General features: G+C 60.8%; 13 protein-coding genes. 3 read left to right on the top strand and 10 right to left on the bottom strand.

All coding sequences use genetic code 11. The features are described from left to right. Positions 1-56: 56 nt before the first annotated feature. The gene (locus ABD742_RS11720) at positions 57-785 is read left to right on the top strand and encodes a VIT1/CCC1 transporter family protein (protein WP_234754139.1); all 729 of its coding nucleotides are present in this window, start codon (positions 57-59) and stop codon (positions 783-785) included. A 213-nt stretch (positions 786-998) separates the two neighbouring features. On the opposite strand, the gene ABD742_RS11715 is transcribed toward ABD742_RS11720, so the two are convergent. Both ABD742_RS11715 and ABD742_RS11710 read right to left on the bottom strand, forming a co-directional pair. Next, on the bottom strand, positions 999-1,142 hold the full coding sequence (locus ABD742_RS11715; protein ID WP_234754119.1) for a hypothetical protein: 144 nt from the start codon (positions 1,140-1,142) through the stop codon (positions 999-1,001). Between the two features lie 882 nt (positions 1,143-2,024). Further along, positions 2,025-3,272, bottom strand: a complete 1,248-nt coding sequence (locus ABD742_RS11710; RefSeq protein WP_234754120.1) for an MFS transporter — start codon at positions 3,270-3,272, stop codon at positions 2,025-2,027. 82 nt (positions 3,273-3,354) lie between these two features. Here ABD742_RS11710 and ABD742_RS11705 point away from each other — a divergent pair, with 82 nt between their 5' ends. After that, positions 3,355-4,248: a LysR family transcriptional regulator gene (locus tag ABD742_RS11705; protein WP_234754121.1), complete on the top strand. Its 894-nt coding sequence runs from the start codon at positions 3,355-3,357 to the stop codon at positions 4,246-4,248. Positions 4,249-4,364: 116 nt separating this feature from the next. Further along, positions 4,365-4,640 carry a hypothetical protein gene (locus tag ABD742_RS11700; protein WP_234754122.1) on the top strand — a complete coding sequence of 92 codons (276 nt, stop codon included), beginning with the start codon at positions 4,365-4,367 and terminating at the stop codon, positions 4,638-4,640. A gap of 6 nt (positions 4,641-4,646) precedes the next feature. Here the strand turns inward: ABD742_RS11700 and ABD742_RS11695 are convergent, their stop codons facing one another. From ABD742_RS11695 to ABD742_RS11660, 8 genes are all read right to left on the bottom strand, one after another. Further along, complete coding sequence (locus ABD742_RS11695) at positions 4,647-5,414, bottom strand: DeoR/GlpR family DNA-binding transcription regulator (protein ID WP_234754123.1); 768 nt, start codon at positions 5,412-5,414, stop codon at positions 4,647-4,649. A gap of 7 nt (positions 5,415-5,421) precedes the next feature. Continuing rightward, on the bottom strand, positions 5,422-6,426 hold the full coding sequence (gene pdxA, locus ABD742_RS11690) for a 4-hydroxythreonine-4-phosphate dehydrogenase PdxA (protein ID WP_234754124.1): 1,005 nt from the start codon (positions 6,424-6,426) through the stop codon (positions 5,422-5,424). After that, positions 6,423-7,664: a four-carbon acid sugar kinase family protein gene (locus tag ABD742_RS11685; RefSeq protein WP_234754125.1), complete on the bottom strand. Its 1,242-nt coding sequence runs from the start codon at positions 7,662-7,664 to the stop codon at positions 6,423-6,425. The genes pdxA (ABD742_RS11690) and ABD742_RS11685 overlap by 4 nt, the downstream gene beginning before the upstream one ends. A 360-nt stretch (positions 7,665-8,024) precedes the next feature. Further along, entirely contained in the window at positions 8,025-8,240 is a 216-nt protein-coding gene (locus ABD742_RS11680; protein WP_234754126.1) for a hypothetical protein, read from the bottom strand. A 236-nt stretch (positions 8,241-8,476) separates the two neighbouring features. Continuing rightward, entirely contained in the window at positions 8,477-9,481 is a 1,005-nt protein-coding gene (pdxA, locus tag ABD742_RS11675; protein WP_344788003.1) for a 4-hydroxythreonine-4-phosphate dehydrogenase PdxA, read from the bottom strand. Further along, positions 9,481-10,431, bottom strand: a complete 951-nt coding sequence (locus ABD742_RS11670; RefSeq protein ID WP_234754140.1) for a four-carbon acid sugar kinase family protein — start codon at positions 10,429-10,431, stop codon at positions 9,481-9,483. Before ABD742_RS11670 ends, pdxA (ABD742_RS11675) begins: the two co-directional genes overlap by 1 nt. A 17-nt stretch (positions 10,432-10,448) precedes the next feature. Continuing rightward, positions 10,449-11,768 carry an MFS transporter gene (locus ABD742_RS11665; RefSeq protein WP_234754128.1) on the bottom strand — a complete coding sequence of 440 codons (1,320 nt, stop codon included), beginning with the start codon at positions 11,766-11,768 and terminating at the stop codon, positions 10,449-10,451. A gap of 27 nt (positions 11,769-11,795) precedes the next feature. After that, the gene (locus tag ABD742_RS11660; RefSeq protein ID WP_344788000.1) at positions 11,796-12,548 is read right to left on the bottom strand and encodes an MBL fold metallo-hydrolase; all 753 of its coding nucleotides are present in this window, start codon (positions 12,546-12,548) and stop codon (positions 11,796-11,798) included. Between the last annotated feature and the right edge of the window lie 225 nt (positions 12,549-12,773).

Below are 12,773 nucleotides of genomic sequence, written 5' to 3'. Positions count from 1 at the left end.
GATTGCCCAAGTTTCTCGGGGTAGCAGCGGTGGCGAGCGCGTGGTTGGATGGGGGCATGACGGGTACGGGTTCGGAGGCGCTGCATGAGGGCGAGCCGCACCGGGTGGATTTGTCCGCGCGGTTGAACTGGTTGCGGGCCAGCATCCTGGGGGCCAACGACGGAATCGTTTCGGTCGCCGCGATCGTGGTGGGGGTTGCCGGAGCGACGGCGGGCACCGGGACCATCCTGACGGCCGGCGTCGCCGCTCTGGTCGGCGGGGCCGTGTCGATGGCGTTAGGGGAGTACGTGTCCGTCAGCAGCCAGAGGGACAGCCAGAGGGACCTTATTGCTAAGGAACGTCGGGAACTGGCCGAGAAGCCCGAGGAGGAGCTCGCGGAGCTGACGGCCCTTTATGAGCAAAAGGGATTGAGACCGGAGACGGCCCGCCGTGTTGCCGAGGAGTTGACTGAGCAGGACGTCCTGGCGGCCCATCTGGCCGCGGAATTAAACATCGACGAGGACGACGTCGTCAGCCCGTGGCACGCGGCGTTCGCTTCTGCCGTGAGCTTCGCCGTCGGCGCTGTCCTGCCTCTGCTCGGGATTCTTTTGCCACCGGCGCCATGGCGGGTTGCTGTCACGTTCGCTGTGGTGCTGGCGGCCTTGGCTGCCACCGGCAGCCTGGGTGCCCGGATCGGCGGGGGTTCGAAGCGGCGGGCCGGGTTCAGGGTAGTCATCGGTGGGGCCTTGGCTCTGGCATTTACATTCCTCATCGGGCGGCTGTTGGGAGCGTCGGGCATCGTTTGAGCCCGACACTCCGATCCCCGGCCCGCGACATTGCTACCGTGGGACGTATCCGGCTACTGGAGCAGGAAGCGGAAGTCATGCGCCGCGCCGGAGTAGGAAATCGAGAACCGGCATAGAGGCTCAGGCCGGCGGAGAACACGATCCAGGAGATGCAGGGCAGCATGAGCTGTCCTGCTGCCGTGTTTATGGGGCCGAATTGGATGACGGTGGCTGTCAAGCTCCAGGCCTCCTCGAGGCTTTGCCGCCGAGTTGCACGCTTCCAAGTCCGCGCTGCTGCTCCAGGGGGCCGAGCTCGTACTGCAACGGCACGGCCGCCGTCGCGAGATCAATGAGGGTCTGGATTTCGTGATGAGACATGACGCGGCGCTGCTTAAACGCCTTGAGGATGCATGAGTTCGTGCCTCGAAATTGAGGACGCGCTGCAGGTGATCGACCGGTACGGGTTCCAGATGCGCGACGTCGGGCTGCTCGCCTCCGCCCTGGCGCGGCCCGCAACGACGGTCATGGGTACGGAAGCCTATCCTCAACTTGCCCTGAAGGCGGCCGCCCTCCTCGAGTCCGTGGCCCGGAATTCCCGATGGACAGTCGGTGGGGGAGTTCGAAGCCGTACTCGGCATCTTTTCGGGAGTTCCGTCGCTGGAATCAAGCTTAGGACGACCCCGGCCACACCGGCGCTGATTCCGGCCTGCTCCGGAGTCAATCGTGACCGCACTGCCTTCAGGAATTTTACAAACTCTGCACTCCGACCAATGCAGTCAGTTCCCGGCTGCGCCGGATTCCCGCTTTCGATAGGGAAGGTAGGTCGCTCAGTCCTAGGAAAACCAGGGAGCGGCACAGCTGCTGACATGACTCCCCTCGCCGCATAACGTGGTTTGCAGGGACTCGACGAAACCGGCTTCCGGATGAGTCCCTCCAAACCCCCCACTCACCCTTGCCCGAAGAATGCCCGGCCAGGGCGCATTTCGGTGCGTAACAACGACAGAAGAGAACTGTGGATTTTTCACTAATGATGGCTTGTGCAGTCGTCAAGTCCATCAACCATGAAGCACTCAGCGCATTGCCAAATGCCCCGGTTATTCCTCCACGACCGGCCGGTAACACCCGCAGGGGACTGGTCCGCCTGCAGGGATTGCTGGCTCGTCTCCTGCACCAGGCCGCATGGGCCATTGAACCTCACTCAGCCAACCACAGGGGAAGACAGACACTCAGTCAAGGAGAACTGACCCAGTAGCGGACTTCTCAGCTTCTCACAATCGGGCGTGTGCGTATCAGGGCAAAGGCGGTGACGACGATGAGCGCGAGCATTACGCTGCCGAATATCACAACGGACAGGACCAGCGGCAGGGATTGCATGATCAGTCCGAGCGCGACGACGGGAAGCGCCATACCGATGTAGCCCGCGAGAAACAGCCCGGTCAAAGCCTCCCCCCGGGTGTCCGCAGAGGAGATGGCGATCACCGAGCCAATCGCGGACTTGAAGGTCCCGCCGACCCCGGAGCCGGCAACGATTCCGCCGGCAATCAGCAGCGGCAGGGACGAAGCGGTGATCGCCGCGATGACCGTGGCAAGTCCGGCCGCGAGGAGGCTGAGTCCGGCGGCGAGCTGCGCGGCGCGCGGCCAGCGGGAGGACAGGACTTGGAAGGATGCCGAGGAGGCGAAAACGACGAATGTCACCCCGCCGGCCACCATGTGGGAGGCAATTCTCAGCTGCCCCGAGATAAAGGCTGGGGCCAGAGAGGTGAAGAAGCCGAAGACGGCGAATCCGACGAAGGCCAGAAGGGTTGCAGTGAGGTACTGTCCCCGCGCGGCTTGAGGAACGTCCATCCGCTGGGGCCGGTAGGTCCAGGTTCCGTCCACGTTGTTGACGGTTTCGGGAACCGTGACCACCAGCAACAGCCCGATCAGCAGCAGGAACGCGAATACGACATACGGGGTGTAGAGGGGCATCGGCGCGTACTCGGCCATAAAACCGGTGAGGAGGGGCCCAAGGCCGAGGCCCCCGATATTGGCGGCGGTGGAGATAACTTCGGCCCGCCGGGACCTGGCGCCGGGTCTTGCCGCACTGTGTAGTTCTGTCATATGCGCTGTCGCCGTGGCGGTGAGCATACCAATGCCTAAGCCGCAGATGAATCGCGCCAGCAGCAGGCCCGGTAGCTCCGGCGAGACCAGGAAGACCAGTGCCGCCAAGACGTTGAGCACAACGGCGGGTGCGATAACCCGGCGACGGCCGAATCTGTCGGAAATATGTCCGGCCAGGAAAAGGCTGACCACGACTCCGACCGCGTACGCGGCGAAGATGAGCGTGACGGTGAAGGCGCCGAAACCGTCCCGCTGCTGGTATAGCACATACAGCGGGGCGGGCGCCGAGGCGAAGGCCATCGTGATCATGAAAACGAAGGCGACGATCCAGAATCCACGTGCGTGCCGACGTTCGTGGGTCCGAGTAGCCGCGGTGGTAGATGCAAAAGAAGTTGAAGTACTAACCATTCCTCAAGTGTTCAACCGGGCCGATCATCGCGTCCAACGCTTATTCACGCTAATATCCATCGCGATCAGCGATAATAGAGGCATGCAGCTCTTTCACCTCGAATACTTCCTTGCGGTCGCCGAGGCCCTGAGCTTCACCCGGGGCGCCCACCGGGTCAACATCGTCCAGTCCGCCGTCTCGGCCGGCATCAAACAGCTCGAACGTGAGCTTGGCGCAGAATTGTTCGTGCGCCAGGGCCGCAGCATCCGGCTCACGCCCGCTGGGGAGGTTCTGCTCCCGCGCGCACGCGTGGTCTTGGCGGATGTCCAGGCCGCACGGGACGCCGTCGACGCCGCCAACGGGACGGTTCGAGGGACAGTTGTCCTCGGCACGCTTGCCCACGTCGGATCCATTGATGTGTTACGGATCCTGCAGGAGGTCCGCCGGGACTACCCGGACGTCATCGTGAAGCTCCGGCAAACCGTCCAGGGCACGCGCACCAGCCTGGAAGACCTCCGCTCCGGGGCCCTGGACCTGGCGCTGGTCTCCGTGCCCGAGCAGGCTGCTCCAGGTTTTGAGCTATACCCGATGCACGTCGAGGGAATTGACTTTGTCTGCTCAGCCCGTCACCGCCTGTCCGGGCGGAAGCGCGTCGCGCTGTCAGAGCTTGTCGATGAACCCTTCATTGACTTTCCCGAAGGATGGGGAAACCGCGCGACTGTGGACAACTCCTTCAGCTCTGCCGCACTGAACCGTACGGTCTCCACCGAGGTCGTGTCCTTTTCCATGGCCCTGGAACTCGTGCGGCAGGACCTTGGAGTTGTATTCCTGCCCCGGTCCGCACTTGGAATAGGGGCCGGGATGGGCACTTGGTCCATCAAAACTCCCCTGAGCTGGAGGATCCAACTGGCCCGCTCCGCCGCCCGGCAGCCCACAGCAGCCGAACAAGCGCTGATCCTCAAATTCAGGCAAACCACCCAGCCGGTCTTTCCATGACAGACCGCCACCGGACACAGGGGCCTTGGGCTGTTCACAGATACTCCGAAGGCTGTTCCGCTCTGTTCTCAAGGGTCTGAGCCCATGATTGAGCCATGAGGTTTTGGAGAAGGACGATGGTTCCCGTACTTGCAGCTGTCGCCGTGGTTCTCCTGGGCGCGGCCGGAGCCTCCGGGGTTGATCAGATGGCGAACGCCAGGGTAACGAATCCGGCCTCCGTCCACATCCCTGCGGTTACTGCGGATGGCGAGCCACCGCTGCGGCACATAGTCATGCTCAGCTTGGCGGAGGGATCTCTGCCTGGAGGCTACCCGTACGACGAACCGCGTGAGGAAAGGTACGACGAAAACGTCCACGAAACCCTTCACATCGGTCAGGCGACCCCGGCTTAGCGCCGGTCAGTCGGATACGACGTGCAAACTGATATCGGGGTGGCTTTGGAACATGGCGAGTTGCTCGGGAGTAATGGATGAGTCGGTGATGAGGGTCCAAGGACGATCGATCGCCGCCCACCAGTGTGCCGACTTGGCACCCAATTTGCTGGCGTCGGCCAGCACATAAATCTCGTTGGCTGCTGAGATCATTGCGCGTTTGAGCGAAGCCTGTTGATCAGTGGTTTCGCTGAGACCACGAAGGGGATCCACTCCATCGGCCCCCAGGAATGCCGCGTCCGCGGTGAGGAAACTCAATGCCGCTTCCGCGAGTGGGCCGACAGTTCCGGAGCTGATGTGACGCAGGTATCCTCCCAACAACACGAGATCGACACCCTCCGCGTGCTCAAGTATCCGGGCGCACGTCATCCCATTTGTGATGATGGTCAGTTCCGAGCGGGTAGTCAGGTTCTCCGCGAGAGCGCCGACCGTTGTGCCGGCGTCGAGCAGATTGACGGAACCCGGAGCGACAAGCGAGGCTGCGAACCGACCGATCATACGCTTCGCGTCGCGGGCGACGTGCTCGCGCTCCTGAAGGCTCTGCTCGCGTGGGGAGTAGCCAGCGGTGACGGCGCCTCCATAGGTGCGATGGATTCGACCGCTGGTCGTGAGGCGTTCGAGATCCCTCCGGATCGTCGAAAGCGATACACCGAATTCTTCGGCGAGCTCTTCGACAGTAGCCGGACGGACCTCGAGTATTGCGGCTATCGTTGTTCGCCGCCCGTTAGCATTCATGGTTTGACTATTTCACCTCCGCGCGCTCTCCAGCGAGTTCGACGGCGGCACGTATGGCTTCGAGCATGGACGCGTGATCCGCAATATTCTTGCCCGCGATATCGAAGGCCGTGCCGTGGTCGACGGAGGTGCGGACCACGGGCAGACCTACTGTGATGTTGACCCCGTTCTCAAGCCCAAGAACCTTGACAGGTCCGTGACCCTGGTCGTGGTACATGGCCACGACCAGGTCATAGTCTCCCCGTCCGGCTTTGAAGAACAGAGTGTCCGCGGGGAGGGGCCCCTCCACGGAGATGCCTTCGGCTAGAGCTTGTTCAATTCCTGGCGTAATTTTCTGAGCCTCTTCATCGTTGCCGAACAGGCCGTTCTCGCCCGCGTGGGGGTTGATAGCGGCGACCGCTATGCGCGGATTCTCGATGCCTGCCCGAACGAGGAGGTCGTGACCGCGGCGGATCGTGCGGTAGACGATTGCTCCGTCGATCCGTGCGACGGCGTCGACGAGCCCGATGTGGGTGGTTACGTGGATCACGCGCATCTTGGGCGTCGTCAGCATCATGGACACTTCGGGTGTGCCGGTGAGTTCCGCGAGAAGCTCTGTGTGGCCTGGATAGTTGTGTCCGCCTGCGTGTAGTGCGGCCTTGTTCAGCGGCGCAGTGCAAATCGCATCAATGTCGCGCTTCAGGGCCAGCTCCACAGCCTTTTCGAGGTAGAGGTAGGCCGCGTGTCCGGCTTCCGGCGAGAGAATGCCCCAAGGCAACTCGGTGTCGACCCCGGGAATGTCGAAGCAGTCGATGATGTCAGGGGCGAACAATGCTTCATCGGCGGACTCGATGCGGCGAGTCTGCAGGGGGCTGTCGACGACTTTCATCGCCATTTCAAGACGCCCTAGATCTCCGATCACAAAGACACGTGCTCTCGAGTGCAGGACCGGGTCGAGCATGGCTTTTGCAATGATTTCCGGACCGATTCCTGCTGGGTCTCCCATAGTGATGGCTACAATCGGACGATTCAATGTTGCTTTCCTTCTCTTGTTGCGGCCGTTCGATGTTCGATGTAGGTGACGACGGACGTGAGTGCGTCGACGTCGCCGAACGCGCCGGATTTGGTTATGAACGGCTGTATATGGCCGGGCATCTCGGCGTCGACGATCCCTGGCAGGATTTCGCCTCTGATTCTCAGGACGGCCACGCCAAGGTGGTTTAGCACTGCCAGGGCTGTCTCTCCGCCGGAGACGACTATTGAGGACGCGTGGGATGCAGCCGCTGCGGCCGTGGTGCCGAGCGCGGCGGCTACGGTCTTCGCCTGCTTCTTGTCCAGGGCGGCAGCGGGATCTGGGGTGAGTACGGCTTGTCCGCGATCGAGGGCCTCTCTTAAAGTGGCTATCGTTGCACCGACGTTGATTGTTCCAACGGGGTCTCCGGCGTCCAGTCTGTTGGTGTGGTCGAGATGGATGTGCTGGAACCCGGCTCTGACGAGTTCATCCAGTTGGGCACGGCTCGTGGGCGCATAGCTTCCGATGACGACGAGGGAGTGGCCTCCGGCCCGATATCCTCCCCTGACTGGGATCGGCCGTGCCCGCTTCTCAGGATCGTCGGATTCGAACGACGAGGCGAGGGGCGCCGAGATGCCCCCGGAGCCGACGAGGAGTGCCTGGTCACCGAGGGATTTGGCGGCCGCGACTATGGCGGCCAGGTCGGAATCGTTCCGGGCATCGACAATAGCCGTGTCGATGTGCGCCGTCAGGATCTGTTGGAAGCGAACCGCGAGGGACGCAGGGTCGGTCCAGTCGTCAGTCGAGACAAGCGCGTGGCTTAGTCCGGTCCCGGACAGCACATCTGCTACGCGACGTTGGCTGCCGAGCGGAGTGCCAGCCATATGCACGATTCCGTTGAGGGTTGTGCGTCCGGTTCGGGGAAACGCGGGAGCTACGATCGCGAGTACGGGGCGATCGGGCAGACGCAAGGCTTCGAGGGAAGCCGCGATTTCGACTCCGACGTTGCCCCGCAGCAGCGAGTCGACTTTCTTGAAGACGCGGACGCCGTTCTGGGCAGCCCGTGAAACGAGCCCACCCACCGTTTTCCTCGCAGTGAGACCGTCGGTGTAACGGGTTTCAGTATTAATCGCAAGGACGTCTGCGGGCGGCCATGCGACTGTGGGATGAACAAGCACAGCGGTTTCTCGGCTCGCTGAGAACGGGACTGCAGCGTCAGCCGCCCCGGTGAGGTCATCGGCGACGATGAGGAGCTCCACTATGCGGCGATCTGTATGGGAGCAGCCTGAGCGCTCAAGTTGATTGGCTGGGCTTGGGAGGCAGCAAGTAGAAACATCCCGCCTGGGATTTTTCGGAGTGTCGCCTTGATGGATACGGCCATGTCTCAACCTTAAAATCGTTGACTTCGCGCCGATTACATGTATCGTACGTCGCGGAAAGTGCGCCAAACGCGCATATTTATGCTTGCATAACGCATGGTTTACTGTCAATTGAGTAAATAATGAATGAAACAAGCGTCAACGCGACCTTTTGGCCGTGGGATCAGTGCGGCTGCCGCGGGCTGCACCGGCGTTGAAGCCAGCAGTTCTTCACGGGGAGTGGCTCCGTGCGGGTTCAGTTCACCAATCTTGGAATTCCCTGGTCAAGCCGAAGGGAACGGAATCGCTAAGGGTGACCGTGAAAGAGTCGTGTCCATGGCGTGAGACGAGTATTCCACAGCGTCGTTCTCGCATTGCTACCGCCCGGGCAGCACTCACCGCTTCATCGAGCTCGCGGTCCATGCTGGCACGGTCCGTCGCCGTGATCGTTAGTGTGTCAGGACTGATGGTGATCATGTGTTTCTCCTTGAGGGTTCTATACGTCACGTGCTGCTGTTCCCGGATTGCGACTTCGGCCTGCCGAGACTAGGGCGTACCGGCAGGCCGAAGCGGTTCTGGGTGATCTGTGCGCCTTGGGAACGGGCCATGAGCTCAAACAGACGCGCATCGCGTGTGTCTGTTGCGTCGGCTGGCTGGCCCTGCACAGGCAGTTCAGAAGAGCCTTGTCCGCGAAGGCTCCGATGGCTCTGGGCTTATTTTCCCTCAGGTCGCGGTGGGGCGAGGTCGATCGCTTGCCGCAATGCCTCGAGAAGCGATTTGTGATCTGCTATGTTTTCGCCTGCGATGTCGAAAGCCGTCCCGTGATCAACTGACGTCCGAACTACGGGAAGGCCGACGGTGATGTTGACGCCGTTCTCTAGCCCAAGAACTTTTACAGGACCATGACCCTGGTCATGGTACATCGCCACGACAAGGTCAAAGTCCCCCCTGCCAGCCCGGAAGAACACCGTATCGGCCGGCAGCGGACCGAAGGCATCAATTCCTTCCGCCTGGGCCTGCTTGATGCCCGGCTCAATCTTGATTGCTTCTTCCCCGTTGCCGAACAAGCCGTTTTCGCCGGCATGGGGGTTGATGGCGCAGACAGCGATTTGAGGGTTCGTGATACCTGAACGGATCAGGAGGTCATACCCGCGTTTGATGGTCCTGTAGACGAGTGGACCGTCTATTCGCGCTACCGCATCCAGAAGGCCAAGATGGGTTGTGACATGAATGACTCTCATCTTCGGGGCCGTCAGCATCATGGAGACTTCATCCGTGCCGGTTAGTTGCGCCAGCAATTCGGTGTGCCCGGGGAATTTGTGTCCTCCCGCGTGAAGTGCGGCTTTGTTCAAGGGAGCAGTACAGATGGCATCGATCTCTTTGTTCGTGGATAGTTCTACCGCTTTCTCCAAGAACAGGTAGGCCGCATGACCGGCCTCGGCCGATAGTTCCCCCCAGGGTAAATCGGGCCGGACACTGGGCACATCCAGGCAATCAATGGTTCCAGCCTCAAACCGCGCCTGAGACGGCTGGCCGATGCTGTTGACCTTAAGGGCACTTCCGACCACGTCCATCGCCAGTTCCAGTCGACCCCTGTCACCAATGACAAATATGCGCGCCCGGTCCTGGATCGAAGGATCCGCCATAGCCTTGGCGACGATCTCGGGGCCGATACCGGCTGGATCTCCCATGGTGATGGCTACAATTGGTCGTCCCATTATCTGTCTCCTCTAGTCAATGACCCGGGTTGTTCTATTTGTTGCAAGTGCTGGTGATTATTGGCCGGCCACCGATGGCTCCCACTTTGGTAAGGATGGGCCGATCCGGCAGAGCAACGTGATGGGGCGATACCACGAACGGCGTCAGGCAGGGAATTCACAACCCCTGCCGCGAGCCCGGCCGAGCCAACCAGAAGACTTTGGAACTCCAACAATCGGTGCGCAGTCGCTACCGTAACCAGGTCGTCGTCTGTCGTGCAGTCGACGACGGCCGCATCACACTCCGCAAGGAAGACCCCACGGATCCGGTCGGTCAGAGTCTGTGCGTCCGCATATTCGCTCCTCTTGATGACGGCTGCACGCAGGCCGCCCTGGCGAAGTGCTTCGACGACATCGATGCTGTTGGTTTCGCCTTTTGCGCTTAGACCATCAATCAACACGGCCCCGTCCACCGTTATTCTGGCCGCCGCGGGCAGCGCTGGTGCGACAACCGCGAAGGCAGGCAGCCCCTTCCGGCCCAATGCCCTGAGCGCGCCAGCGACTTCGTCGCCGACATTACCTCGAAGCCGAGAGTCGACCTTCTTGAATATCTTTTGCCGACCCTGCTTGATGAGTGATCCAACCAGGGTTTCCACGACCAGAGCCGCAGCGGATGGGCGGAGCTGCCGGCTCTCGGTATTGAGGGACACTACATCCATCGTCGATCGATGGACCACGGTGTCGCGGATAATTCTTGTCTTCGCGAACCGGGAGAACGGTGCGGCGGCGTCTGTTGCTCCGCTTAGGTCATCCGCGACGATTGTCCACAAGTCACAGGAGCCGAACCGCACCGCGGGCTCTTGAAGATCCGTTTGGCTACAATCCACGATGCCTCCTTCCTTGGACAAATTGGGCAGAATTCTGGTTGATTCTCTGCAGTAGCTTTGTGTTTGGGGTTCAGATGTATTCATTGGGCTCTGCAAGGTGATTATTGTGCGACGGGGGCAGCGATAGCGTCGTCGAAGCCATGGGCATGTGCCGACTCTTCGTCTCCAATGGGGTGTCGCGGCAAGGTCAACGCGACGACGACTCCTGCCAACAGGAAGATGCCGGCGACGACGAATGCACTGTTGTAACTGTGTGTCGTGTCGACGATGTAACCGGTCACGATCGGTGCTGCGGCTCCGAACGTGTTGCCCCCGATCATGGCTATGCTGTTGGCCCTTCCGGCCAGATGGCGCGACCTGAGCAGATCACCCAGCAACGCCAGGTTCATGGAAACCGTTGTAGAAATGCACGTCATCGAGATGCTGATCAGGATCAGGATCACGGTGACGTCGGAGAAAAACGGCGTCAATAGAACGACTGAACTCGCCAAGAGACAAGCGGCAACGATATACCGGCGTCGGGCCGTGGATTGTGCATGTCTTTTCAGCCTGCGATCAAAGACGATACCGAGTCCGATTCCAGCAAGAACCGCGACGATGTACGGTACAGCCGTAAACAGTCCGGACTTCATGATCGACAAATGATGGACTTGCTCCAGATAGCCCGGGAGCCAAGTGAGAAAAAGGTACTGCGTGTATACGGCTGCTGACTGGACGAGCGCCACGCCCCACATGCTTCGGTATCGCAGGAGGCTCAGGACGCCGCCCTTGGGCTTGCCCTCCTGTGGCTGTTCGCCTGGTACTTTCCGCTCCTCCAGGATCATGGCTCGCTCTGGCCCCGACAGCCACGTGGCCTTGGACGGATCACGGAACCAGATCAGCCATGCACCAAGCCAAATGAATCCGAGGGCGCCCATGATTACGAACATTGTCTGCCAGCCAAAGGAAGTAATTAGGGCCGCTGCCAAGATTGCTCCCAGGGCCGGTCCGGCATAGGCACCTGAGTTGTATATCGAGGCAGCGCGTCCACGCTCGCTGGCGGGCGCCCATTCGCGCAATACTCTTCCGGCGGCCGGATAAGTTGACGATTCCCCGACTCCCATTAGCAGCCGGGCTCCAATGAGCCCACCGAACCCGCGGACGATTCCAACGAGCATCGTGGCGAGCGACCAAACGACGATGCTGACTGCGTTAACTACCCGTGGGCCGAACCGGTCGGTGAGGATGCCGCTGGGAATCAGGAACAGCAGGTACGACCATAGGAACGCCGAAAGCATGAGTCCTACTTGAGTCGACGAGAGATTGAGCTCCTTTTGGATAGGTCCTACGGCGACGGAGAGCGCGGTCCGATCCATATAGTTGATCATGACCAGGACGAAGAGGAGGAGATAGATCCACCAACGGCGGCGGGCGATTTTCATTTTCAAAACCTCGTTGTTTCTAAGAATTTAGTGGGAGCTGCCGGCAAGCAGGTCGATGGTTGTGGTTCCGGCGCCGTTGGACTGCCAGATTTTTACTCCAGCTTCGAGCTGGGAATGCGCGATGGGTTCCCCGTCTTTGAGGCTCAGCAATCGGTCATGCCCGGGTACCAGAATCGAAGAAGGATCATCGACGAGCATCCTGCGGACGGTTTCGATGCTTTCCCGGCTCAGGTCTGGATCAAGGGTCATGTCGGCGACCCCTGACATCAATTCAGTTTCGTTCTTGACGGCGTCGCCAGCGAAGATCGCGCGGCCGCCCTCAACCGCCGCGTGGTAGGCAAAGTGCCCGGGCGTGTGTCCCGGAGTCGCCAACGCAAAGAACCCGGGCAACGGTTCTGCGCCGTCGGCAATCCGTTCCACGCGATCCGATTGGCTAAGGAAATCAACGTGGAACTCCGGCAGTTCCCACGTTCCTACGGGCTGTTCGACGGCCCATTCCAACTCCGGTCGCGGCACGATGATGCGCGCGTTGGGGAAAAGGGGAAAGTTGCACGCGTGGTCCCAATGGCAGTGCGTGAGGGCGACTGCGGTCACATCTTCGCGGTCGATGCCTTGGTTCGCGAGAGCAGCCATGAGCGGGACACGGTATCCGTAGCCGCCTGTGTCGACAAGGATGGTCTCCCCTTGCCCTCTCAAGACTGAGACGGTGCTCCATCCCAGTCCACCGTGGCAGGTACTTCTGCCGGGAAAACCCTGGATCAAGATAGTCAAGTCATACACAATGCGCCTCCTTGCGATACATGTATTGAGAGATGCGCCGGCCAAGCGCTTCACGGCCAATTGCTTCTGGGCGTCTTGCCGCACGTCGCTGATACTGGCGCCTGCTTGCACTGACGGGGTTACGTCGATGCATGGTCAATGCATCTATCTTGGCATTAATGCGTGTTCTGCGCAAGAGCCATGCACATTCTGCGCAGATCGGAGAAGTGGGCCGCAAGGCGAGAA

Source organism: Arthrobacter ramosus (assembly GCF_039535095.1).
GTDB classification, from domain to species: Bacteria; Actinomycetota; Actinomycetes; order Actinomycetales; family Micrococcaceae; genus Arthrobacter; species Arthrobacter ramosus.
Note: the sequence above shows the minus strand (reverse complement) of the source record. Positions and strands in the feature narration are given on the sequence as shown.